Source organism: Actinomadura sp. NBRC 104412 (genome assembly GCF_030269515.1).
GTDB lineage: Bacteria > Actinomycetota > Actinomycetes > Streptosporangiales > Streptosporangiaceae > Spirillospora.
The window spans coordinates 153232-176159 of the sequence record NZ_BSTM01000009.1; the positions used below are offsets into that span (position 1 = coordinate 153232).

Consider the following 22928-nt stretch of genomic DNA (forward strand, 5'->3'; position numbering starts at 1 on the left):
TCACGCCTCCTGCGCGATGAGCGTGCCCAGGGTGTCGAGCTGTTCCTCGGCGCCGCCGAGGAGGTACCCGACCTGCTTGCCCCAGGCGAAGTAGCGGTGCAGCGGGTAGGTGACGTCGAGCCCGATCCCTCCGTGCAGGTGCTGGCAGGTGTAAAGGGCCTCCACCACCGGTTCGCACGCGTTGTACGCGGCGACCGCCAGCACCTCGTCGGTGTCGGGGGCCTGCGTGGCCAGCCGCCAGGCGCCCGCCCAGACGGCCACGTCCAAGGCGCGCTTGGCGATGTAGACGTCGCCGACCTGCATGGTCACGGCCTGGAACTGGGCCAGCGCCCGCCCGAACTGCTCGCGGGCCTTGACGTGCTCGGTCGTGAGGTTCAGCGCGCCCTCGATCACCCCGGACGCCAGCGCGACCGCTCCCGCGACCGCCGAGCGGCGGAAGGTGCGCCAGGCGGCGCCGTCCGCGGCCCCGCCGAGCAGCGCGTCCGGTCCGGCGCGCACGCCGGACAGCTCGATCCGCGACAGCGGCTCGGTGGTGGACGAGGGCTGCGGCGCCAGGATCGCCTGGGACGGCTCGACCAGGAAGATCCCGATGTCCGCGCCTTCGACGCGGGCCGGGACGAGGATCCACGACGCCTCCGCCGCGTACGGGACGAACGCCTTGACCCCGTCCAGCAGGAAACCGTCACCGTCGCGCCTGGCGGTCGTGGCCTTCGGGCCGGCCTCGCGGTAGGCGCCGGTCAGCACGGCCTCGCCCTCGTTCAGCGGCGCCAGCAGCGCCCGCTGCTCCTTGGTGCCGTGCGCCGCGATGGGCACGGCGGCCAGCGCGAGCGACGCGTACGCGGGGACGGGCGCGACATGCGCACCGATCTCGCGCAGCACCACGGTCAGCTCCACCGCGCCCAGGCCCGCGCCGCCCGCCTCCTCCGGCAGGACCGCGCCGAGCAGCCCGGCCTGGGCCAGCGCCTTCCAGGTCGCCGCGTCGTACGGGGCGCCCGTCTTCTCGTACGCCTCCAGCCGTTCCCTGGACGCCTCACGTCCCAGCACGTCGGCGGCGAGCCCGCGCAGCTCCTGCTGGGTCTCGTCGAGGTTGAAGTCCACTCATCCACTTCCTTCCAGGAGGTGCAGCCGGCCTCGGCGTTCGAACTCGGCGCGGATCAGGTCGCGGTCGTCGTCCGTCATCCGGCGGTAGGCCAGGTCGCGGCCCGGGCGCCACCACACGGGATCGTCCGTGCGCCAGCCGTCCGCGGCCAGGGCGCGTTTGAGGATCTTGTTGGACGCGGTGGCGGGCAGCTCGGCCGCGACCCGCACGTAACGGGGCGTCCACTTGGGGCTCAGCCGGGAGCATCCCCGCAGGTGGGCGGCGAAGTCGCCGGGGTCGAAGGAGTCGGTGACCAGGGCCAGCATGACCTGGTCGCCGGAGGCCGCGTCCGGGACGCCGTAGACCGCGAGCCGCCGGACGCCGGGCAGGTCCGCCAACGCCCTCTCGACCTGCGCGGCGCCGAAGTTCTCGCCGTCCACCCTGAGCCGGTCGGAGGTGCGGCCGGCGAAGAACACGTAGCCGTTCTCGTCGGCGTAGGCCAGGTCGCCGCTCCAGAACATGCCGTCGCGGACCCGGTCGGGGGCCTCGTCCTTGTAGTAGCCATCGAACAGGCCCATGCCCTCGGTGTTGACCAGTTCCCCGATGGCCTCGTCCCCGTTGAGCAGCCGTCCGGCCTCGTCGAGGCGGGCGGGCGGGCACTCGCGACCGGTCGCCGGGTCCAGCACCTTGATCCCGCCGCCGAGCCGGCCGAGCGCGCCGGGCGGGCCCGCCGGGTCGGGGGTCAGCGAGATCGCCGTCTCGGACGAGCCGTAGCCGTCGATGACGTGGCAGCCGAACCGCCGGCCGAACGCCTCCTGCTCGGACGGCGCCGCCTCGTTCCCGAACGCGATCCTGAGCGGGTTGTCCGCGTCGTCGGCCGCCTCCGGCGTGGCCAGGACGTACGACAGGGCCTTGCCCACATAGTGCAGGTAGGTGCAGCCGTGCGCGCGCACGTCCTGGAGCAGCCCGGACGCGGAGAAGCGCTCACGCAGCACCAGTTCGGCGCCGGCGGCGAGCGCGGGCGCGAACGCGGCCATGATGGCGCCGGAGTGGAACAGCGGCATCGGGCAGTAGACCGCGTCGTCCGGGGTCAGGAGGGCGGACAGGTGCTCGCCCGGGACGGTGACCTTGCGGTGCGTGACCCGTACGGCCCGCGGGCGTCCGGACGTGCCCGAGGTGAAGATCAGCATGAGGGTGGTGGTGCCGTCGGGCTCCGGCGCGTCCAGGACGGCGGCGGGCGGCAGTTCCTTGCGGTAGGTCTCGGATCCGATGTCCAGGACGGGGAGGGGCGCGCACGCGGCGGCGTGCTCCGCGTACCGCCCCTGTGTGACGATCAGGTCACAATCCGCGAGGGCCGCGTCCTCGGCCAGGCCGGCGGGGCCGCGCGTGGGGTTGAGCGCCACCAGCACCGCGCCGGACAGCGCGGCGCCGCCCAGCAAGAACACCATTTCAGGGACGTTGTCGAGGAGGACCCCCACATGCGGGGGACGGCCCGGCGCGCGCAGGGCTCCGAGCCGCCGTGCCCGGTCCTCGCACTCGGCGACCGTCTCGCGCCATGTCCACGACCTGCCGCCGGAGGCGTCGCGGAGCCCGGGACGGTCGTCGTCCGCGCGGGCGCGGAGCATCGCCGCCACCGTCATCGCGTCCACCTCCGCAGTGCCGCACGGGTACCACCGGACGGCGCAAAACTAGAACAGATTCTAGTCTCTGTCCAGAGCCGCGACCGGCGGCGGACTCGCACCGGTTCGCCGGGCATGTCAGGGTTGACCGACCGCGTGAGGTCGGTCTCGCCCGGCGTCGTGACCGGCCGATCAGATAACACGTTCTCTTCCGCGCGCTAGGCTGGATCGCCGGCGCGCGTGCGCGTGCCCGCACGGAAGGGACATACGACAGTGACCGCAGACCCCACGGCGACCGAGCAGGGAGTGCGCTCGCGCAGCCAGCACCAGCGCCGCAAGCGCATCGTGCAGGCCGCCGCGGCGCTGGCCTCCCGGGGCGGGGTCGAGGCGATGCAGATGCGCACCGTGGCCGAACGCGCGGGGGTCGCGCTGGGCACGCTGTACCGCTACTTCCCGTCCAAGATGGACCTGGTCGTGGCCGTGGTGAGCGAGGAGCTCGACCTGCTGGAGGGCAGCATCGAGCGGCGGCCGCCGCGCGCCGAGGGCCCGCCGCGGCGGGCCGTGGAGGTGCTGATGCGGGCCAGCCGCGGGCTGATGCGCGAGCCCGAGCTGGCCGAGGCGCTGATCCGCTCGCTGCTGCTGTCGGACGTCAAGACCGGCTTCGGCGACCGGATGACCGGCATGCTGCTGCGGGCCGCCACCGGGACGGACGCGGCCGTGCCCGAGGGCGACCCGCGGCGGGTGACGGCCCGCGCGCTGTCCAGCGTCTGGACCATGGAGATGATCGAGATGCTGCGCGGCCACACCACCATGGAGGAGACCCAGGCCCGGCTGGAGACCATCGCCGACCGCCTGCTGACCGGCTTCTGACCGGCTTCTGGTCGGCTTCTGACCGGCTTCTGGTCGGGGGGCCGGGTTACCGTGGCCATGGGGGTCTCGTCCGCATCGTGTGCCTTTCGCGCGTGGACGGTACCCCTACTTCACCGCAGCGGCGTCCGGCGTTCGCCCGTCCCGCTAGCCTGGCGCCGGACCATCCACAGACGAGAGAACAAGGGTGCGCAGTGAGCGAACAGCAGCCCGTGCTCAGCGACGGTGTGATCATCGAGTTCATCGCTGGCAAGGACGTGCCCGTGCGGCACAAGGACTTCGGTGAGCGGGCGGTCGTGATGCGCGACGCCAAGAACCCGGACGGGCCGATCCTGTACTTCACCGAGGCCGAGTGGGACGCCTTCGTCGCCGGGGTCAAGGACGGCGAGTTCGACGACCTGCTGGAGGACGAGCCGGCCGGAGACTCCTGACACCGGCGGCTCCTCCTGACAGAGGGTGCGGACGGGCCGGGAGCCCGGCCCGTCCGGTCAGGTCAGCTCGTCCCAGCGGGCGGCCAGCAGGCGCTCACCCCCGGCGGACAGGTCGCCGAACAGCCGCAGCCTGGCCAGGCCCCCGTCCGGGTGGATGTCGACCCGCACATGCGTGACCTCCGGCGGGACACCGGCGGTGTCGAGCCGGAAGCGGTGCCGCCCGTCCGGCTGGACGCGGGTGCGGCCCAGCAGCTCGTGCCAGGCCCCCGGGTCCTCCAGGTCGCCGGAGCGCGCGTCGATCCCGGACAGCGACACCTGGGCGGGCGCGTTGAACCTCAGATTGCCGGTGTCGATCTCGGCGAGCCGGACGAGTCCGGGCGCCGCCAGCCGCACGATCGCCCAGTCGTTGCCCGGCCCGCGCCGCCGCGCCGTCTCCCAGCCCTCCGACTGGTCGCGGGCCGTCCCGGGGAACAGCATGTTGGCCGGGGACGAGTAGAACTCGTCCGAGCAGCTCAGGACCCGCGCCCCGTTCTCCAGGGCCGCCAGGTCGACGGTCAGGCCGGTCAGCAGCCTCGGGTCCGGGACGGCCTCGCCGTGGACGCGCAGGCGGGCGACGCCCCCGTCGGGGAAGATGTTCAGCCGCACGTGGGTGAAGCGGCGCGCCATGTCGACCGGGAAGGAGTGCGCCGTGTCCCCCTTCAGCGGGCTTCTCGGGACGATCTCCGTCCAGTCGGCGTCGGCGACCTCCGCCGCCGAGGGGTGACCGGGGACCGCGCACGCCTCCACCGAGGCGTGCGGCGGGTAGTTGCCCTTGAACCAGGCCGTGTCGACGACCACTCCGCGGATCACGCCGGGCAGCCCGAGCCGGACGATCGCCCAGTCGTGCCCCAGTTCGCCGTCCTCGCCGGGACGGCGCCGGGCGGTCTCCCAGCCGTCGTACTCCTGACCCTTGGCTCCGAACGTCCCCGGGCTGAACCGCGGCGCCCACGGGTTGAGCAGGTTCTCCTTCGCCGCGAACGACTCGTCGCTCGCGGAGATCACCGACCCGCCGAGCGTCCGCAGGGCCAGATCGGGCAGCGAGGCGAAGCCGGTCACCCGGCCTCCAGCAGCACACCGCGCGGCGCGCCGTCCAGGTCCACGACCTGGCCTCGCAGCCAGGTCGCCTGGACCGAGCCGCTGAGCGTGCGTCCCTCGTACGGGGTCACGGGGTTGCGATGCCGCAGCCGCGACGGGTCCACCGTGAAGGACGCGCCGTCGTCGAAGGCCACCAGGTCGGCGTCCACGCCGACCGCGATGCGTCCCTTGCGGGCGGACAGCCCGGCCAGGGCGGCGGGGCTCTCCGCCATCCAGCGCACGACGTCGCCCAGCCCGAACCCGCGCTCCCGCGCAGCCGTCCACACGGCGGGCAGCCCGATCTGGAGGGACGAGACGCCGCCCCAGGCGGTCGCGAAGTCGCCGTGCTTGAGTTCGGGTGTGCAGGGCGAATGGTCGCTGACGACGCACGAGATGACGCCGTCGGCGAGGCCGCGCCAAAGCCTGTCGCGATTGCGCGCGTCCCGGATGGGAGGGCAGCACTTGAACGCGGTCGCGGACGGGCCGGGCACGTCGTCCGCCGACAGGGCCAGGTAGTGCGGGCAGGTCTCGGCGCTGATCTGCAATCCGCGCGCCCGCGCCTCGGCCAGCGGTTCCAGGCAGTCGGCGGCCGACAGGTGGAGGATGTGCGCGCGCACGCCGGTCTCCTCCACCAGCCGGATCACCCGCTCGACCGCGCGGCGCTCGGCGTCCGGCGGCCGGGAGGCCAGAAACGCGGCATAGCCGCCGTCGCGCGGATCGGCCAGTGCGGCCGGGTCCTCGGCGTGGACCACGACGAGGCCGCCGAACACGGCGACCGCCGCGAACGCCTCCCGCAGGCCCGCCTCGTCCAGCGGCGGGAACTCCGGGACCCCCGAATCCGACATGAAGCACTTGAACCCGGCGACCCCGGCCTCGTGGAGGGCGCACAGCGACGGCGCGTTCCCCGGGATCGCGCCGCCCCAGAACGCCACGTCCACCCGGATCTGGTCGCGTGCCGCGTCCCGCTTCGCCCACAGCGCCTCCGGCGTGGTCGTCGGCGGCGTGGAGTTGAGCGGCATGTCGACCACCGTAGTCACGCCCCCCGCGGCGGCGGCCCCGGTCGCGGTGGCGAAGCCCTCCCATTCGGTACGGCCGGGCTCGTTGATGTGGACGTGCGTGTCGACCAGGCCGGGCAGCAGCGCCGTCGCCCCCAGGTCGATCTCGGTGTCGGCGGCGAGCCGGGCGCCGTGGTCCGCGACGGCCGCGATCCGCCCGTCCCGGATTGCCACGGCGGCGGGCCGCACACCCTCGGGCAGCACCGCCCGCGACGAGCGGATCACCAGGTCGTGGACGTTCACGCGCTCGCTCATGGCGCGCCGCCGAACACGATGTGCTCGGGCCGCACCGGGATGCGCGTGAGGGGCCTGCCCGTGGCGTCCCGGATGGCCGCCACGATCGCCGGGGCGGACGAGATCGTCGGCGGCTCACCGGCGCCGCGCAGCCCGTAGGGGGCGTTCGGGTCCGGATATTCCAGGATGTCGAGCCGCATCGGAGGCATGTCGAGGATCGTGGGGATCAGATAGTCGGTGAACGACGGGTTCTGGATCTTCCCGCCCGACACCACGATCTCCTCCATCAGCGCCAGCCCGAGCCCCTGGGCCGAACCGCCGTGGATCTGCCCCTCCAGGGCCTGCCGGTTCATGATCCTGCCCACGTCCTGGACGGCGGCCAGCTCCACCACCTTGACCAGGCCGAGGTCCACGTCCACGTCCACGACGGCGCGGTGCACGCACAGCGCGAGCTGGACATGGCTGGCGCCCTGCCCGGTGGCCTCGTCCATCGCCGCGGTCGGCTTGTGGTGGAACTCGCGGGTCTCCTCGATGACCCCGTCGATGGCCCCGTCGATGGTGCCGGCGCCGAGGATCTCCTCGATGGACGCGACGACGCCCGCGCTCCGTGACACGATCTTGCCGCCGGCGAGTTCGAGATCGCGGTGCCCGAGGTGCCGCCCGGCCAGGTCGAGCAGCCGCGCCCGCACCGCCTCGCACGCCGCCTTCACCGCGCCACCGGTCATGTAGGACTGGCGCGAGGCCGAGCTGGACCCCGCGTCCCCCACCCGGAGATCGGCCGGCTGCACGATGACCTTCTCCACGCCCAGTTCGGTACGGGCGATCTGCTCCTGGATCGTGACCAGGCCCTGACCGACCTCCGCCGCCGCGGTGTGCACCAGCACGGCCGGCTCGCCGCCGATCACCTCGAGCCTGACCCTGGCGGTGGAGAGGTCGTCGAAGCCCTCCGAGAAGCAGATGTTCTTGATGCCGATGCCGTAGCCGACGCCGCGCCGCACGCCCTCGCCGTGCGTGGTCTGGGACGCGCCGCCCGGCAGGTCCCGCAGGTCGACATCGCTTCTGGGGGCGGACCCCCAGACCCCCGGGGCTTCGCCCGAAGGGCGGTCGGAGGTGTCCAGCGGCGGCGGCATCGGGACGCGCTCCACCCGGTCGAGCATCGCGGCCATGGGCGCCGGGGAGTCGATGACCTGGCCGTTGGCCAGCGCCGAGCCCTGCGAGACGGCGTTGCGGCGGCGCACCTCCAGCGGGCCGATCCCGCAGGCCGCCGCCACCTTGTCCATCATCGACTCGTAGGCGAAGCACGCCTGGACGGCGCCGAACCCGCGCATCGCCCCGCACGGCGGGTTGTTGGTGTAGACCCCGTACGCGTCGATCCGGAGGTTGGGGATCTCGTACGGGCCGACGCCGAGCGAGGCCGCGTTGCCGACGACGGCCGCGGTCGAGGACGTGTACGCGCCGCCGTCCAGGATGATCTCCACGTCGGCGTACAGCAGCCGCCCGTCCCCGGTGGCGCCGTACTCGTACCGCAGCAGCGCGGGATGGCGGTGGACGTGCCCGTGGAACGACTCGCGCCGGTCGTAGGACATCTTGACCGGCCTGCCGGTGCGCAACGCCAGCATGGCGGCGTGGATCTGCATCGACAGGTCCTCGCGCCCGCCGAACGCGCCGCCGACCCCGGCCAGCGTCATCCTGACCCTGTCCTCGGGCAGGCCCAGGCACGGGGCGATCTGCTCCAGGTCGCCGTGCAGCCACTGGGTCGAGACGAACAGGTCGACCCCGCCGTCTTCCGCCGGGACGGCCAGGCCCGACTCGGGGCCGAGGAACGCCTGGTCCTGGATGCCGACCTCGTACTCGCCGCGCACGACGACGGGGGCGCCCGCCCTGGCGGCGTCCACGTCGCCGACGCGGACGGGCTGGTGCCGCGCGATGCCCCCGAGCGGCTGCACCTTGTGGCCCTCCGGGTCGGCGAGGACCGCCCGCGGATCGACGATCGGGGTCCGCACGTCCCAGTCGATGGCGATACGGCCCGCGGCGCGGCGCGCGATCTCGGGGTGGTCGGCGGCGACGAGCGCGATCGGCTCGCCCTGGTACCTCACCTCACCGGCGGCCAGGACGGGCTGGTCGGGTTCGGCGCCGAGCCCGTACAGCGGGTGGCCGGGCACGTCCTCGTGGGTCAGGACGGCGTACACCCCGGGCGTGGCCAGCGCCGGGCCGATGTCGATGGACCGGATCGCGGCGCGCGGGTGCGGGCTGCGCAGCGTGGCGCCCCACAACATCCCGTCCATCCACAGGTCCGAGGCGTAGGCGAACTCACCGGAGACCTTCAGGGTGCCGTCGGGACGCTGCGGGCTCTCCCCCACTCCACCGCGGGTGCGGGGCATCACATCGCTCTGGGTGCTCATCGCGCCGCCAGCTCCATGAGACGGCGGTGGGCGGCGGCGCCGCGGCGTCCCGCCTCGTCCTGGGGGACGGTGACCAGCGTGTCGTCCTCCACCACGGTCCGGCCACCGACCAGGAGCCGTTCGAGCGGGGGCGTCTTGCCGAACGCGAACGCGACCACGGGATCGTCGATCGCGTCGTAGAAGCCGCCGAGCCGCCACAGCGCGATGTCGGCCAGCTTGCCGGGCTCCAGCGAGCCGATCTCGTCGTCGCGTCCCAGGCAGCGGGCACCGCCGAGGGTCGCGATCTCCAGCGCCTCGCGGGCGGTCAGCGCGGCCGGCCCGTACCGGGCCCGTTGCAGGTACATGGCCTGCCGGATCTCGCCCGCCAGCGGCACCATCTCGGCGGACGCCGACCCGTCCACGCCCAGCCCGACCGGCGCGCCCGCCTCCAGCAGGTGCGCGATGCGCGCGATGCCCGCGCCCAGCCGCGCGTTGGAGCTGGGGCAGTGCGCGACGCCGGTACGGGTCTCGGCGAGCCGCTTGACGTCGGCGTCGTGCAGGTGGACGCAGTGCGCGAGCCACACGTCCTCACCGAGCCACCCGAGTGCGTCCAGGTACTCGACGGGGGTCATGTCGAACTGCTCGCGGGTGTGCTCCTCCTCGTCCAGGGTCTCGGCGAGGTGGGTGTGCAGGCGGACGCCCTTCTCACGCGCCAGCCGCGCCGACTCGGTGAGCAGGTCGCGGCTGACCGAGAACGGCGAGCACGGCGCGACCGCGACGCGCACCATCGAGCCGGGCGCGGGGTCGTGGTGGCGGGCGATGGCGTCCTCGGTCTCGGCCAGGATCGTGTCCAGGTCCTCGACGACCTCGTCGGGCGGCAGCCCGCCCTCGCTGCGGCCCCGGTCCATCGAGCCCCGGCAGGGGTGGAAGCGGATGCCCAGCTCGGCCGCCGCCTCGATCTCGGCCGCGAACAGGTCGCCACGTCCCTTCGGGAACACGTAGTGGTGGTCGGTGGAGGTGGTGCAGCCCGACTTGGCCAGCCAGCCGAGTCCCGCGCTCGCCGCGCCCCGCACGACCTCGGCGTCCATCTTCGACCAGGGCTCGTACAGCGTGGTGAGCCAGTCGAACAGGGTGCTGCCGGTGGCCAGGCCCTGGCTCGCCCACTGGTACAGGTGGTGGTGGGTGTTGACGAGGCCGGGCGTGGCCAGGCAACCGGAGGCGTCGATCCGTTCCCCGTCCCGCACCGGGGCCGGGCCGGGGCCGACCGCGGTGATCCGGTCGTCTTGGACGACGATGTGCCCGCCCGGGTGCTCCTCCCCCGAGACGGTCACCACATGGGCGTTCTCGATGATCGTCCTCATGCTCCGCCCCCGTTCCGGCGCCGGGCGGCGGCCAGGCGCACCGCGTCCAGGATCTTCTCGTAGCCGGTGCAGCGGCACAGGTTCCCGGCGAGGGCCTCGCGGATCTCCGCGTCCGCCGGGTCCGGGACGCGGTCGAGCAGCGCGTGCGACTGGACGACCAGGCCCGGAGTGCAGAACCCGCACTGCACCGCGCCCGCCTCCACGAACGCCCGCTGGACGGGGTCGAGCCGGTCGCCGTCCGCGAGCCCCTCGACGGTGCGGACGTCGCGGCCCTCGGCCTGTCCGGCGGCCACCAGGCACGCGCACACGGTGACGCCGTCGAGATAGACCGTGCAGGACCCGCATTCACCCTGCTCGCAGGCGTTCTTGGAACCCGGCAGCCCCATCCGCTCGCGCAGCACGTACAGCAGGCTCTCCCCCTCCCAAACATCGTCGACGGTCTCCTTCGAGCCGTTGACGGTGAACGTGACGCGCATCACGAGGCCTTCCTCCCGGTCGTGTACTCGTCCCATGCCCAGGCGAGGGTGCGGCGCGCCATCACGGCCAGGGCGTGCTCGCGGTAGCCGGCGGTCCCCCGGACGTCGTCGATGGGGTCGGCGGCCTCCTTCACCAGCTCGCCGAAGCGTTCGGCGGTCGAGGGCGGGATCGGGGCGCCGCCGTCCCAGTCCAGTTCGGCGGACAGGAACTCCTCGGCGGCGACGGCGCGGCGCGGGGTCGGGGCGGCCGAGCCGACGCCCGTCCCGGCCCGGCGCTCGCCCGGACGCAGCGCGATCGCGAACGAGCACACCGCGATCACCATCGCGTTCCTGGTGCCGACCTTGGAGAAGTACTGCGGGCCGGTGGCGGGGACCGTCCAGAACGCGCGGATCAGCTCGTCCGGCTCCAGCGCGTTCCGCTTCACCCCGGTGAAGAACGCGGACGCGGGGATCATCCGGACGCCGCGCCCGGCCGACTCCACCTCGATCTCCGCGTCCCCGGCCAGCAGCGGCGGGTGGGCGTCGCCCGCGGGCGAGGCCGCGCCCAGGTTGCCGCCGACCGTGCCACGGTTGCGGATCTGCGGGGAACCGACCGTGCGGGACGCCTGCGCCAGCCCCGGCAGCCGGTCGCCCAGCTCCGCGACCAGGCGGGCGTAGGTGACGCCCGCGCCGATCCGCAGACGGCCGTCCGCGGTGCCGTGCTCGGCCAGCTCCCGGATCCCCGTCAGGTCGAGGAGCGCGCCGGGGCGGCGCTGGTCGAAGTTGAGCTCCACCATCACGTCGGTGCCGCCCTGGATGGGCAGCGCGTCCGGCCGGGCGGCCTTGGCGGCCAGCGCGTCCTCCCAGGTCAGAGGGCGCAGGAAGTCCATCTCGTCATCCTCCCTACGCCCAGGCCGCCGGGGCGGGCGGCGCGCCGTCGTCCAGGACCGTGCCCTCGATCAGCCCGTACGGGCGGTCGGCCGCGAAGTACACCTCGTTGTCGTTGTCCATCCCGAACGGGCTCAGATCGACCAGGAAATGGTGCTTGTTGGGCATCGCCAGCCGGATCTCGCAGATCCCGGGCTGGGTTTCGAGCACGCGCCGTCCCATCTGGTAGAGGGTCTGCTGGAGGGAGAGGCTGTGCGTCTCGGCGAAGGTCTCCAGCAGGGATGCCCGCGCTTCTTGGAAGGAGGCCGCGAAGTCGGCCCGCGTCTCCCGGTGCCGCCACCGCGCGGTGACCGCCGTCGCCAGGACGCGGTCACGGGTCGGCTGGAGCGTGGTGAACTCGTCCTGAAGGAACCCGTGGAACTCGCTGCCCGTCGAGTTGAGCACGACCAGGTCCTTCAGCCCCGACACCACCGACTCGGACCCGCCCGTCCCGTCGCTGTGGACCAGCGCCGTGCGGACCTCCGTCCCGGACCGGACGAACGAGTGCCCGCTCTCGCCCGGGATCCGCGACCAGCCGTACTCCTCCACCTCCACCCGGGCATGGGAGATCGTCGGATGGGCGTCCACGAAATGGCGCGCCAGGAGGAGGGCGAACTCCTCGATCTCCCCGATGCCGTGCTTCGCGGCGAACGCGTACACGGTGTTCTTCTGCGAGTCGGTCGGCAGCACCGCCGCGTTGTCGCCCGTCAGATGGACCGCGTGCATGTCCCCGGAGAGCGACACCCCCACGTTCAGATCCTTGAGGTGATGGGTGGCGCCGTCCCTGGTCACGCGGACGACCCTGGTCTCCGCCTTCCCGTACCGGTTGGGCCCGAGCACGATCGCCATACGGCTCAGCCCTCCGTTTCCCGTCCGAGCAGCTTGGCCAGCCGCAACTGCACGATCTTCCCCAGTTCTCCGCGTACGACCCCTCGTTCCACCTCGGGCGGATTGCCGAGCCGCCGCTCCAGCGCGGCGAGCATGTCGGCGGCGCCGAGCCCCGTGGCGCAGATCAGGAACACGTGGCCGAAGCGCTCCTCGTACCGCCGGTTGCCCTCGGCGAGCGCCGTCCTGACCCGCTCCTCCGCCGCGTCCATCCCGGACTGCTCGCGCCTGGACCAGGACGCCTCGCGTCCCCTGCCCTCCGGCCGCTCGCCGATCCGCGGATGCGCGCGCAGGGCCGCCTCGACGTCCGCCCAGTCCAGCCCGTCCAACGCCACGGCGGCGGCGTCGCGCAGCGCGGGAAGGCCCCCGTACGGCCTTCCGCCCGCGACCACCGCCGCCCAGCGCCGCGACGCGCAGCAGGCCAGCAGCGAGTCCTCGGCCGCCGCCGCCGGCAACGCGTTGAGCTCGTCCAGGGTCACCGAACCCTCCTCCGCCTCGTGCCAGCAGTACACACAGGCCACCGCGCGCCGGTGAAGCCACAAGACCTCCGAACCGCGCACCCCCGGACCGGCCGGTTTTCGTAGCTTGGTCCAATAGGAGGACCATGAAGCTGCGTGCGCTGCTCGGCATGCCCGAACTGGGGCTGCGGGCGATCACGGGTGAGGACGCGCTGGACCGCGAGATCCGGTGGGTCGTCACCACCGACCTGCGCGACCCCAGCCGCTACCTCAGCGGGCGCGAGCTGGTGCTGACCGGGCTGGTGTGGTGGAAGGAGCCCGCCGACTCGGAGGTGTTCGTGCGGGCGCTGGCCGCGTCGGGCGTGTCCGGCCTGGCCGCCTGGGACGTCGAGCGCGGCCGCATCCCGCCCGACCTGGTGGACGCCTGCCGGCGGCACCGGATCCCGCTGTTCCAGGTCCCCGAGCACGTCGCGTTCGCCACGGTCACCGAGCAGGTGGTGCGGCGGCTGTCCACGGCGCGGGCCGCCGACCTCGGCGCCGTCCTGGACCGGCACCGCCGTCTGGTCGCCGGTCTCACCGAGGGCGCCGGGCTCGACCCGGTGCTCGAACTGCTGGGCCGTGACCTGGGCATGCGGTGCTGGGTGCTGACGCCGTCCGGCCGCCTGGTCGCGGGGCCGGAACGCCTCGACGCCGATCCGCCCGGTCTCGCCCGCGCCTTCCTCACCGCGCCCCGGCTCCCCCACGTGCTGGGCTCGCCGCCCCTCACCCTCCTCCCGGTCGCCCCGGAGACCACGTCGCGGGTCGCCGACTGGTTCATCGCCTGCGAGGGCGACTGGACCGAATGGCCCGCCGAGCGCCGCGCCCTCACCGACGAGCTGGCCGCGATCGCCGCGCTGGAACGGGCCCGGCTGGACGACCGCCTCAGCACCGAGGGCCGCCTCGCCCAGGAGCTGATCCGCCTCGTGGCCTCCGGGACCGAGGAGGTCCAGTCCCATCTCAGGCTCACCGGCGCCGACCTCGCCGCGCCGTTCACCGCGGTCGTGGCGACGGCCGGGGGCGGGCTGCGCCCCGGCGAGCTGCGCACCGTGCTCGCGGAGATCCTTCCCGGCCGTCCCCTGCTGGGGCTGCTCGGTGACGAGGCGATCGCGCTCGTCCAGGCCGGGACCGACCTGGCCGGGTCGCTCCGCGCGTCGCTGTCGGCGCTGGCCCCCGGCCTCACGGAGCTGGCCGTCGGGGTGAGCGACCGCGTCCGCGCGGGCGAGCTACGCGGCGCCGTGGACGAGGCCCGCTACGCCCGCCGCCTGGCCGCCTCCCGTACCGACCCCGTGTGCGTCGTCGGGCACGACGAACTGGGCACGCACCTCATCCTGCTCGCAAGCGTCCCGGACGACGTGCGGCACATGTTCACCGAACGCCTGCTCGACCCGCTCCGCGCCTACGACGAGGTCCACAAGGCCGACCTGATCCGGACCCTGGAGGCGTTCCTCCAGCATGACGGCTCGTGGACGCGCTGCGCGGAGCATCTCCACCTGCACGTCAACTCGGTCCGCTACCGGATCCAGCGCATCGAGGCCCTGACCGGCCACGACCTGTCCCGCCTGGAAGACCGCGTCGACTTCTTCCTGGCCCTCCGCCTCCGCTGATCACCAAGCGTGTTCCCCTGAGCGCGGACGGGCATCCGGAGCGCTGAAACTATCGGCGAGGTCATAGGCGGGGGCCGAGGGCGGGCGGACGATCACGGCACCACGCGCCCCGTTCGGGGCGACCCTCCCCGTGAAGTGAGGCTCCCATGAGACCAGGGCGAAAGGGCGGGCGGCTGCTCGCCGCGTCGCTGAGCACACTGCTGGTGACGGTGTTGATGATGGTATTCCTGCCCGCCTCTGCGGAGGCGGCGGCTCCTCCCCGGCCGCAGAGCGATCCGTTCTACCGACCGCCGTCCCCGCTTCCGGCGGGCAGGCCGGGCGATGTGATCCGGAGCGAGGCGGTGACCGCGTGGGTCCTGCCGCTGGTTCCGATGAACGCCCGCGCGTGGCGTGTCATGTACCTGTCGAGCGACGCCAAGGGACGGCCGAACGCGGTCACGGGGACGGTGCTCGTCCCACGGAAGGCATGGAACGGCCCAGGGAAACGGCCACTGGTCGGCTACGCGATCGGGACGCACGGGCTCGGCGACCATTGCGCCCCTTCGTACGGGCTGCGCATCGGGCTGGACTATGAGTCGGTGTTCATCAGTGCCCTCCTGGCCAGGGGCTGGGCCGTGGTGGTGACGGACTACGAGCAGCTCGGCACACCCGGCGTCCACACGTACATGGTGGGCCGCTCGCAAGGGCACGCCGTCCTCGACTCGCTCCGTGCGGCGACGCGCCTGGACGCCGCCGGGCTGCCGGGTGACTCGCCGATGGGCGTGGCCGGCTACTCCCAGGGCGGCACGTCGGCGGGATGGGCCGCGCAACTCAAGGACGAGTACGCGCCCGAGCTGCCCATCAAGGGCGTGGCGGCGGGTGGTGTGGCCGCGGACCTCTCGGAGGTCGCCGAGCACCTGGACGGCAGCCTGTTCTTCATCCTGCTGGGCGCGGCGGCGGTGGGCTTCGACGCGGCCTACCAGGAGCTGCCGTTCACCGAGCATCTCAACGCCGCGGGCAGGGCGCTGATGGAGGACGCCCAGGACGACTGCATCGTGGACGCCCTCACCAAGGCGCACTTCAAGCGGATGTCCGACTATCTCGACGTGGATTTGCTGAACACCCCGGAGTGGCAGGAGAAGCTCCGCGCCAACCGCCTGGGCGGTGGCGCGTCACCGTCCATGCCGGTGTTCCAGTACCACGCGATCTACGACGAGATGGTGGACGCCTCCCAGGCGAGGACGCTGCGCAGGGAGTGGTGCGGTGCGGGCACGACGCTGCGCTGGCACGAATACCTGCTGCCTGAGCACGCCCTCGCGGCCTTGGGAGCGGCCGGCGATGTCCAGAGCTGGCTCGCCGACCGCTTCGCCGGCAGGCCCGAGGCCGGCAACTGCTGATCGGGCCGATCGCCGATCTCGAGCACGGTCTGCGCGCCCGCGGCGGTGCCGAGATCGGCGGCGACGCCGTCGATCTCGGCACCCGGCCGCGATGGCGCGTCCGATCCCCTGGGTCGATCCGCTGACGAACGAACCACGTGATCGCCACCAGGGCGCGCGGTGCCGCCCGTCACCAGGTGAAGGCGCCCTTGAAGGTGGTCTCCGCCGGGGTGTAGCCGAGGACGGTCCGGGCGGCGGTGAGGTCGAGGGTCCGTTCGACCGCCAGGTGGCTGATGGCGTAGCGGGTGAGACGGGGCGGTTCAGGGCGGCGTGCCAGCAGGTAGGCGCCCTCCACGGCGGCGGCGAGCGGACGTACGGCGGACGCGGGCAGGTAAAGCGGGCGCGCCTTGACGCCGCGTTCGGCGAGGAGCGCCCGTAATGCGGCGTGTATGGTCACCGGCTCGGCGTCGGCGATGTTGAAGATGCCCGTCCCCACCGGACCCATGGCCGCGCGCAGGCATGCCTGGACGAGGTTGCCGATGGAGGTCAGGCTCACCCGCTGACGCCCGTTCCCCACGGCGGGCAGGATCGGCCCGCGTACGGACGACAGGACGCGGGGCAGCAGTGTGGTGTCCCCTGGACCGTACACCGCGTGCGGGCGGAGGATCACCGCCTCACGCTTCGCCGGGCCGCGCCAGAGCGCCCGTCCGTACCCGCGCATGACCGACAGCACGGCGCGCTCGGCCGCCGCCTTGGACGCCCCATAGGCATTGAGGTAGCGAGGCGCGGGCGCCTGGTCCTCCCTGGCCATGACCGTCGGGCTGTACGGGTCGTACACGCTGGCCGTGCTCACATGCACGAACCGGCCCTTGGGGAAGGACGCGAGGACGTGCTTCGTACCGGCGAGGTTGGTGGCGAAAAGGGTGGAGGCCGCGCCCCAGTCGGTGACGCTGCCCGCGCAATGGATGACGGCGTCGACCACTGGAGCGTCCCGCAGTGGGCCTTGGGTCAGGTCCCACGAGCGGTAGGGCGCACCGGCGACGTGTTCCGGTTCGACCTGGGGGCGGCGGCCATAGGCGAACGGCTCGATCCCTTGGCCGACGAGGGCCCGGCATACGGCGCCGCCCACGAACCCCGAGGCGCCCGTCACGGCGATCCTCATGGCGTACCACGTACCAGGTCACGCAGCCGGTCGCGGTCGAGCTTGCGGGAACGCCCGGAACGGGGCAGCTCGGTGAGGACGACGATGCGGTCCGGTAGCGCGTCGTGGTCGATGAGGTCCGGGAGGCGCCGCCGGAGCCGTTCGGGGTCGGCGTCGCCGACGATGGCCAGCACCACCTCTTCGTCGCCGGTCTCCGAATCGGGCACGCCGACGATGGCGGCCTCCGTGACACCGTCGATCGCCGCGATGGCGGGCTCGTACAGCCCTGGGTACAGGTTGAACTTGCCCCGGATCAGCATGTCCTTCTTGCGTCCGGTCAGGACGAGGCGGCCATCGGCGTCGAAGCGGGCGAGGTCGCCTGTGGGCAACTCGGTCATGGGGGTGTCGCCCAGGTATCCGCGGCACAGATTCGGCCCGGACAAGTGCAGCTCACCGTCGTCAGGCGCGATGCGCGCCTTTACCAGAGGTGTGCCGAGGAGGTCGCCACCGCCCCAGGACTCGGTGTGGGCCAGCTTCTCTTGGGCGGAGGCGATCGCCACGGGGAGGATTTCGGTCATCGCGTAGACGGAGAGAACCTTGGCTGAGGGGACGGCTGCGGACAGGGCACGGCGCAGGATCGCCGGAGGGGCCGGGGCCGCGCCCAGAAGAACGTAGCGCAGGGCCGCGGGCAGCGTGGGACGGACCTCCAGGATCTCGGCCAGGTGGACCGGAACGCAGAAGGTATGGGTGGCGCCTCGTTCCTCTAGCAGCCGAGCGAACTTCGCCGGAGAGCAGGAAAGAGGAGGCATCGACCAGCGCGCGCCCGAGATGAGGGTGGGCAGCCCGAGCATGAGCTGGTCGGTGTGGACGACGTCCCCCGGCCCCAGCGGAAGCCGTTCACGGAACAGGTCCAACGCGGCGGCCAAGGACGCCTGGGTATGCACCACCGCACGCGGGTGCTCGGTGGTGCCGGACGTGAAGATGACGGCGGCCTCGGCATCGGGGTCACCGGTGCCGGACCCGGCGGCTTCGGCCCGCCCGCTCACCAGCGTCGTGAACGGCAGCGCGCCGCGCGGCACCCCGGGCAACCACCGTCCGACGTAGATATGGCGCAGCTTGCCTTGCCCCGAGACTTCCAGCGAACCGAGCTCGGGCAGCAGAAGACCGCGACGCCGCGCGTATGCGCGCACCGGCCTCAGGCGGCTTCCCGCATAAAGAACGGCTTCGGCCGCAGACCACCGAGGACGCGCCAAGCGAAGCCGCGCCGTGAACATCTCCGGCCCTGCGCCGGGGTCGGCGAACACCACGGCCCCACCCGCGGCCACCACACCCAAGGCAAGCACGACCGCCTCAGGTGATGGACGCACGGAGAACAGCACCCGGTCTCCCGACCTCAGCCCGGCCTCGACCAGGGCATGGCGTACAGCAAGCACCTGGCGCTGTAGCTCGCCGTAGGTCAGCTCCGTCCCGTCCCCGGCCACCAGCGCGACGGCCTCGGGCGTGGCGGCGGCCTGGTCGAGCAACCTTCCGACCAGTGTCATGCCTTTCTCACCACCAGCCGCGCATAGCCCGGGATCAGGACGCGGCGGGACGCGGAACGGCGCACCACCGTCAGCGGCGCGGCGGCGACGACGGTACGGGCCATCGCACGGGCCTCGGCCATGGCCAGCGGGTAGCCGATGCAGAAGTGCGGCCCCGCGCCGAACCACAACCGGCGCAGCTCGGGCGGGTGCGGCGGCGCGTCGGCGTCGAACGGGCCGTACGCGCGGCAGCAGTTGTGCGTGGCGATCACGACGCGGTCGCCGGGTCCGACCCGCACACCGCCGATCGCGGCGCGGCGGTGCACGCTCCGCAGCATGACCGGCGTGGGCGTGGTCACCCGCATGGCCTCGTCGATCACACGGTCCAGGACGCCCGGGGCCAGGACCGCGGCGTCCAGCCGTCCCGCATCGTGCAGGAGCGCGATCAGGCGGGGGACGAACGTGGCGACGGTCTCGGTGCCGGTGAGGAAGAACGCGCTGGCGGCCCCGCGCGCCTCGGCCTCCGACAGGCCGAGGGCGCGCATCCGCCCCATCACCGTGGTCTCGTCGCCGGACGCGTACGCCTTGGCGGCGATGTCGCCCAGCGGGCCGAGGACGGAGCGGGCCCTCTCCACCTGGGAGTCCGACAGCCGGCGGGTGCGCAGGGTCACCATGGACACGATCCGCTCGCCCTGCTCGAACAGCCGCCGCCAGTCGTCCTCGGACCGCGTCTCCAGCCCGATGACCTCGCAGATCACGGCGCCGGCCATGACCCGTACGGCGTCCACCAGGTCGGCGACGGCACCGCGCGCCAGCCGGTCGGCCAGGCGCGCCAAGGGTTCGTCCAGCACGCGAGCGCACAGCGCCTCGGTGTAGGAGGGCGTGAACAGCTCCGAGAGGCGGCGACGGAGCGCGCGGTGCGCCTCCCCCTCCATGTTCAGGAGCACGGACGGCCCGAGTACGGGCGTCCAGAGGTCGCCTGGGGAGCCGGGTCCGTCCTTACGGAACGTCTCGCCGTCCATAAGGACCTCGCGCGCGAGCGCGGCCTCGTTCACCACGACCCCGACACCGCGCACCCGTACGACCGGGCCTAAGCGGGCCAGCCCTCGCATCAGGGGGTACGCGAACGGATGCGCGGACAGGTAGAGCCGCCGCTCCCAGTCGGTGCTCACCGCACGTCCCCGATGCGGATGTCCACGACCTCGGGTGTGTAGCGGTGGTCGGCGTACCAGCCGAGCGTCCCGATGAGGCCGTAGGCGCGCAGCCGCCGCACGGACCCGTAGACCACCATGTCCTTGCGGAGCCCGTACGCGCGTGTCAGGCGGCGCACCTGATTGACCAGCGCGCGGTCCTCATGCACCTCCTCGATGCGGGTACGCGGGAAGCCGCCCGCGCGCTCGTACAGCGAAGCGGTGATGGCCACGTTGCAGCCCGGCATCATCACGTACGGGCCGAGCGAGAGCGGGTCCCGGTTGCCGGGGCGGAACCGGCCGAACAGCGCGGCGATCCCGATCACGGCGGGCAGCAGGCGCCGTTCCCACAGCTTGAGCCGGAACTCGTCGGTGCGGGGGCGCAGCGGCCCGCTGACCATCTCGAGCCCGTCGCCGAAGGCCCGCTTCACGGCGGCGATCCAGCCGGGGTCCGGGAGGCAGTCGGCGTCGGTGCGGGCGATGTGCGTGGCCCCGGCGGAGATGGCGTGCCGGAAGCCGGTGTCGGCGGCGGCGCCCGTCCCCTTCCGCGGCTCCGTGATGATCCGTACGGGAAAGGGGGCGGCGAAGGAGCGCACCACCTCGGCGGTGCGGTCGGCGCTGCCGTTGTCGACCACGACCAGGGTGAAGTCCGTGTCGGTCTGCTCGGCGAGGCGCCGCAGCGTGGCGCCGATCGACCGTTCCTCGTCGTACGCGGGGATCACGACCCACAGCCTCATCACGGCCTTCATCAGAGCTCCGCCAGCAGGACGCCGAGGCTGACACCGCCCGCCAGCCCGATGAACGCCACCAGGTCGCCCGGCCCGCAGCGTCCGGTCCGGAGCGCGATGTCGAGTTGCAGCGGCAGGGACGCCGACGCCAGGTTGCCGTGCTCGGGCAGCGTGATGACGAGCCGGTCCGCGGGGATGCCGAGGACCGACCGCAGCACCTCCAGGTACGGCATCGTCACCTGGTGGACGCCGATGAACGCGAAGTCGTCCCATGCCAGCCCGGTCTTCGCCAGCGCGGTCAGGAACAGCTCCGGGCCGGTCGCGAGAAGGACGTCCTTGAGCCTCCGCCCGTCGCCGCTGAAGTAGCCGAACTCCGGGTCGCGCGGGTGCATCGATCCTCCGCCCGGCAGCGTGCCGGCGTCCCAGGCGGTGGAGACGGCGGTGAAGTCCCGGTAGAAGATGCCGCCGTCCGGCGCGGCCTCGACCAGCATCGCGGCGCCGCCGTCGGAGAGCGTGTAGCCGGCGAAGGCGTCCACGAACTGGGCGCGGCCGGCGACCTTCCAGCGGATGGCGCGGGACGGGCTCTCCCCCGTGCACACCAGCACCCGCTCGTGCTGCCCGGTGCGGATGAGCGCGTCGGCCAGTTGCAGGCCGTTCAGGAAGCCGTTGCAGGCGTTCTTGACGTCGAAGACCGGGCAGGACGCGCCGAGCTTGGCCGCGACGATGTGGGCGGTGGCCGGTTCGACCAGGTCCTGCGAGGCCGACGCGAAGATCAGCAGGTCGAGCCGGTCCGGGCCGTGGCCGCGGTCGGCCAGCACCCGGCGGGCGGCGGCGACGGCCAGGTCGGACGCCTGCTCGTCGTCGGCCATGACATGCCGGGCCGCGATGCCGGTCATCCGCTGGACGATGGTCGGGTAGGGCCGGTAGCCGTCGCTCTCGGCCGCGATCCTGGCCTCCACCTCGGCGCTGGTGAGGGTGCGCTCGGGCAGGTGGGAGGCGACTCCCGCGATGCGTGCTCTCACTGGTCGGGGCCCCCGTTCCTCGATGGCATGGCACCAGCCTCAGCGGTCACCGCCGCCGCCGACCAGGGAGACCCTACGGAACCCGGGATAGGCACTTCACCTCGGACCCGGATGAGTACCGACACTCACCACTCTGAGCGGTATGCCCCATCGAGCCCGAACGATCCGGGCGGAAGACTCTCCCTGTGATCGGAACGGGGACTGTGATGAGAACGAGGACTGTGATGAGAACGGGGACCGGTGCCGCCGCGGCCCGGCATGAGGCCAGGCTGCTGTGGAGCGGGAACAAGGGGCTCTTCGCCCTGCTGGAGGCGGCCAGGCACACCGGGCCCATAACGCGCGTGCCGAAGCTGGGATGGGTGGTGACCGACCCGCTGCTGGCACGGCAGGTCCTCAACGACCATGCGCGGTTCAGCATGGTGGGCGAGGGCGGGGTCGGCCACATGTGGGGTCAGCTTTTCGGGGACGAGATGGCGGGCTTCTTCGGGGGCGCCCGCCATACGGAGGTGCGCACCAAGGCCCGCGACCTCTTCACCGAGGACAGCGCCCGCCGCCTGGTACAGCGCTCCCAGGGTTCGTACTACACCGCCCTGGCGAGGCGGCTGGCGGCAGGCGAGACGGTGGACGTGGCCGACGCCACCCGTGTGCTGGCAGGACGCCTGGTCTGCGATCTCCTGGGGCTGCCCGCCGATGAGCCGGACGACACGTACCGGAAGGTCTTCGCCTCAGGGGAACGCCTTGCCGCGCTCGCGATGGGCACCACCGCGTCCACGGAACTCGCCCCGGAAACCCTGGCCCGAGCAAGGGCCATTGTGGACGAGATCACCGCCGGGGTGGACGACGCCTACCGCACGGCCGGTTCTGACACCATCCTCGGTCGTTGCAGGGAAATGAATCTCGGGCTGCCCCTGGCGCGCGGGCTGGCCACGCTGCTGGCCATCGCGGGAACGGAAACCGGGTCGTCCGGCACATCCCGTACGGTGGCGCTCCTGCATGACACAGGGCAGCAAGGGGCGCTTCTGGCCGACCCAAGCCTGATGGAGAACGCGGTGCGGGAAGGCTTGCGCGTCTCCACACCCGCCCCTGTCATCGGGCGCCATGTCTCACGCGATGCCACGGTCGGAGGGCGGCGGCTACGGGCGGGCGACCGGGTCCTGCTGCTCACCTATCTCGCCACCACGAGCGTCGGCGCGTTCGACATCAGGCGGGACTACGTACCCGAGACCCGGCAGTTGTGGTTCGGCGGCGGGCGTCACCTGTGCCTCGGCGCCGCGGTGGCCCGGACGCAGGTCACCCGGATGCTGGAGACGCTGCTCTCGCAGGGACGCCCGTACCGGATCGTGTCGCGCCGCGCCGCCACGCGGGTCCTGGTCCCGGCCTACGCGAGCCTGCGCGTCGCGCTGGCGCCGCACGGAGGGGGCCGCCCTTCCGCGCCAAAATAGAACAAGTTACAGTCGTGGGCGAA

20 protein-coding genes are annotated in these 22928 nt (G+C 72.8%); 5 read left to right on the forward strand and 15 right to left on the reverse strand.

The features are described 5' to 3' along the window. Complete coding sequence (locus QSK21_RS14140) at positions 1-1098, reverse strand: acyl-CoA dehydrogenase family protein (protein WP_285696141.1); 1098 nt, start codon at positions 1096-1098, stop codon at positions 1-3. Beyond that, positions 1099-2718 (reverse strand): AMP-binding protein, encoded by a 1620-nt coding sequence (locus QSK21_RS14145; protein WP_285696142.1) that lies wholly within the window; start codon positions 2716-2718, stop codon positions 1099-1101. 252 nt (positions 2719-2970) lie between these two features. On the opposite strand from QSK21_RS14145, the gene QSK21_RS14150 reads away from it, so the two are divergent. Further along, entirely contained in the window at positions 2971-3567 is a 597-nt protein-coding gene (locus QSK21_RS14150) for a TetR family transcriptional regulator (protein ID WP_285696143.1), read from the forward strand. Positions 3568-3758: 191 nt separating this feature from the next. Next, positions 3759-3995 (forward strand): DUF397 domain-containing protein, encoded by a 237-nt coding sequence (locus QSK21_RS14155; protein WP_285696144.1) that lies wholly within the window; start codon positions 3759-3761, stop codon positions 3993-3995. A 57-nt stretch (positions 3996-4052) separates the two neighbouring features. Here the strand turns inward: QSK21_RS14155 and alc are convergent, their stop codons facing one another. Genes alc through uraD form a run of 8 tightly spaced genes read right to left on the reverse strand, consistent with a single transcriptional unit; the run spans position 4053 to position 12885 of the window. Continuing rightward, positions 4053-5090: an allantoicase gene (gene alc, locus QSK21_RS14160; protein ID WP_285696145.1), complete on the reverse strand. Its 1038-nt coding sequence runs from the start codon at positions 5088-5090 to the stop codon at positions 4053-4055. Continuing rightward, complete coding sequence (gene allB / locus QSK21_RS14165) at positions 5087-6418, reverse strand: allantoinase AllB (RefSeq protein WP_285696147.1); 1332 nt, start codon at positions 6416-6418, stop codon at positions 5087-5089. The genes alc and allB overlap by 4 nt, the downstream gene beginning before the upstream one ends. Further along, positions 6415-8799 carry a xanthine dehydrogenase family protein molybdopterin-binding subunit gene (locus QSK21_RS14170; RefSeq protein WP_285696149.1) on the reverse strand — a complete coding sequence of 795 codons (2385 nt, stop codon included), beginning with the start codon at positions 8797-8799 and terminating at the stop codon, positions 6415-6417. Before QSK21_RS14170 ends, allB begins: the two co-directional genes overlap by 4 nt. Next, complete coding sequence (locus QSK21_RS14175; protein ID WP_285696150.1) at positions 8796-10139, reverse strand: 8-oxoguanine deaminase; 1344 nt, start codon at positions 10137-10139, stop codon at positions 8796-8798. Before QSK21_RS14175 ends, QSK21_RS14170 begins: the two co-directional genes overlap by 4 nt. Beyond that, a complete protein-coding gene (locus QSK21_RS14180; RefSeq protein ID WP_285696267.1) occupies positions 10136-10615 on the reverse strand; it encodes a (2Fe-2S)-binding protein in 480 nt (159 codons plus the stop codon). The genes QSK21_RS14175 and QSK21_RS14180 overlap by 4 nt, the downstream gene beginning before the upstream one ends. Beyond that, positions 10615-11484 (reverse strand): FAD binding domain-containing protein, encoded by an 870-nt coding sequence (locus QSK21_RS14185; RefSeq protein WP_285696151.1) that lies wholly within the window; start codon positions 11482-11484, stop codon positions 10615-10617. Before QSK21_RS14185 ends, QSK21_RS14180 begins: the two co-directional genes overlap by 1 nt. Before the next feature lie 13 nt (positions 11485-11497). Further along, positions 11498-12370, reverse strand: a complete 873-nt coding sequence (gene pucL / locus QSK21_RS14190; RefSeq protein ID WP_285696152.1) for a factor-independent urate hydroxylase — start codon at positions 12368-12370, stop codon at positions 11498-11500. Positions 12371-12375: 5 nt separating this feature from the next. Further along, a complete protein-coding gene (gene uraD / locus QSK21_RS14195) occupies positions 12376-12885 on the reverse strand; it encodes a 2-oxo-4-hydroxy-4-carboxy-5-ureidoimidazoline decarboxylase (protein ID WP_285696154.1) in 510 nt (169 codons plus the stop codon). 125 nt (positions 12886-13010) lie between these two features. Between uraD and QSK21_RS14200 the strand changes: the two genes are divergently transcribed. Together QSK21_RS14200 and QSK21_RS14205 are read left to right on the forward strand one after the other, a co-directional pair. Further along, entirely contained in the window at positions 13011-14507 is a 1497-nt protein-coding gene (locus QSK21_RS14200) for a PucR family transcriptional regulator (RefSeq protein WP_285696155.1), read from the forward strand. Positions 14508-14653: 146 nt separating this feature from the next. Continuing rightward, the gene (locus QSK21_RS14205) at positions 14654-15883 is read left to right on the forward strand and encodes a lipase family protein (protein ID WP_285696156.1); all 1230 of its coding nucleotides are present in this window, start codon (positions 14654-14656) and stop codon (positions 15881-15883) included. A 169-nt stretch (positions 15884-16052) separates the two neighbouring features. Here the strand turns inward: QSK21_RS14205 and QSK21_RS14210 are convergent, their stop codons facing one another. From QSK21_RS14210 to QSK21_RS14230, 5 genes are read right to left on the reverse strand one after another with little or no spacing between them, the layout of a single operon-like run. Beyond that, positions 16053-17024 carry an NAD-dependent epimerase/dehydratase family protein gene (locus tag QSK21_RS14210; RefSeq protein WP_285696157.1) on the reverse strand — a complete coding sequence of 324 codons (972 nt, stop codon included), beginning with the start codon at positions 17022-17024 and terminating at the stop codon, positions 16053-16055. Then, positions 17021-18544 carry a class I adenylate-forming enzyme family protein gene (locus QSK21_RS14215; protein ID WP_285696158.1) on the reverse strand — a complete coding sequence of 508 codons (1524 nt, stop codon included), beginning with the start codon at positions 18542-18544 and terminating at the stop codon, positions 17021-17023. The genes QSK21_RS14210 and QSK21_RS14215 overlap by 4 nt, the downstream gene beginning before the upstream one ends. After that, positions 18541-19695, reverse strand: coding sequence for a cytochrome P450 (locus tag QSK21_RS14220; protein WP_285696159.1), 1155 nt, complete (start codon positions 19693-19695; stop codon positions 18541-18543). The genes QSK21_RS14215 and QSK21_RS14220 overlap by 4 nt, the downstream gene beginning before the upstream one ends. Continuing rightward, positions 19692-20462, reverse strand: a complete 771-nt coding sequence (locus QSK21_RS14225) for a glycosyltransferase family 2 protein (RefSeq protein WP_285696160.1) — start codon at positions 20460-20462, stop codon at positions 19692-19694. The genes QSK21_RS14220 and QSK21_RS14225 overlap by 4 nt, the downstream gene beginning before the upstream one ends. Next, positions 20462-21463 (reverse strand): 3-oxoacyl-ACP synthase III family protein, encoded by a 1002-nt coding sequence (locus tag QSK21_RS14230; RefSeq protein WP_285696161.1) that lies wholly within the window; start codon positions 21461-21463, stop codon positions 20462-20464. Before QSK21_RS14230 ends, QSK21_RS14225 begins: the two co-directional genes overlap by 1 nt. Before the next feature lie 224 nt (positions 21464-21687). On the opposite strand from QSK21_RS14230, the gene QSK21_RS14235 reads away from it, so the two are divergent. Next, entirely contained in the window at positions 21688-22905 is a 1218-nt protein-coding gene (locus tag QSK21_RS14235) for a cytochrome P450 (RefSeq protein ID WP_285696162.1), read from the forward strand. The last annotated feature ends 23 nt before the right edge of the window (positions 22906-22928 follow it).

What these genes read in the sequence shown, in the direction of transcription:
- QSK21_RS14145 (WP_285696142.1), bottom strand. Translation starts at nt 2,718, where the DNA reads ATGACGGTGGCGGCGATGCTCCGCGCCCGCGCGGACGACGACCGTCCC.
- allB (WP_285696147.1), bottom strand. Translation starts at nt 6,418, where the DNA reads ATGAGCGAGCGCGTGAACGTCCACGACCTGGTGATCCGCTCGTCGCGG.
- QSK21_RS14170 (WP_285696149.1), bottom strand. Translation starts at nt 8,799, where the DNA reads ATGAGCACCCAGAGCGATGTGATGCCCCGCACCCGCGGTGGAGTGGGG.
- QSK21_RS14175 (WP_285696150.1), bottom strand. Translation starts at nt 10,139, where the DNA reads ATGAGGACGATCATCGAGAACGCCCATGTGGTGACCGTCTCGGGGGAG.
- QSK21_RS14180 (WP_285696267.1), bottom strand. Translation starts at nt 10,615, where the DNA reads ATGCGCGTCACGTTCACCGTCAACGGCTCGAAGGAGACCGTCGACGAT.
- QSK21_RS14185 (WP_285696151.1), bottom strand. Translation starts at nt 11,484, where the DNA reads ATGGACTTCCTGCGCCCTCTGACCTGGGAGGACGCGCTGGCCGCCAAG.
- pucL (WP_285696152.1), bottom strand. Translation starts at nt 12,370, where the DNA reads ATGGCGATCGTGCTCGGGCCCAACCGGTACGGGAAGGCGGAGACCAGG.
- QSK21_RS14200 (WP_285696155.1), top strand. Translation starts at nt 13,011, where the DNA reads ATGAAGCTGCGTGCGCTGCTCGGCATGCCCGAACTGGGGCTGCGGGCG.
- QSK21_RS14205 (WP_285696156.1), top strand. Translation starts at nt 14,654, where the DNA reads ATGAGACCAGGGCGAAAGGGCGGGCGGCTGCTCGCCGCGTCGCTGAGC.
- QSK21_RS14210 (WP_285696157.1), bottom strand. Translation starts at nt 17,024, where the DNA reads ATGAGGATCGCCGTGACGGGCGCCTCGGGGTTCGTGGGCGGCGCCGTA.
- QSK21_RS14215 (WP_285696158.1), bottom strand. Translation starts at nt 18,544, where the DNA reads ATGACACTGGTCGGAAGGTTGCTCGACCAGGCCGCCGCCACGCCCGAG.
- QSK21_RS14225 (WP_285696160.1), bottom strand. Translation starts at nt 20,462, where the DNA reads ATGAAGGCCGTGATGAGGCTGTGGGTCGTGATCCCCGCGTACGACGAG.
- QSK21_RS14235 (WP_285696162.1), top strand. Translation starts at nt 21,688, where the DNA reads ATGAGAACGGGGACCGGTGCCGCCGCGGCCCGGCATGAGGCCAGGCTG.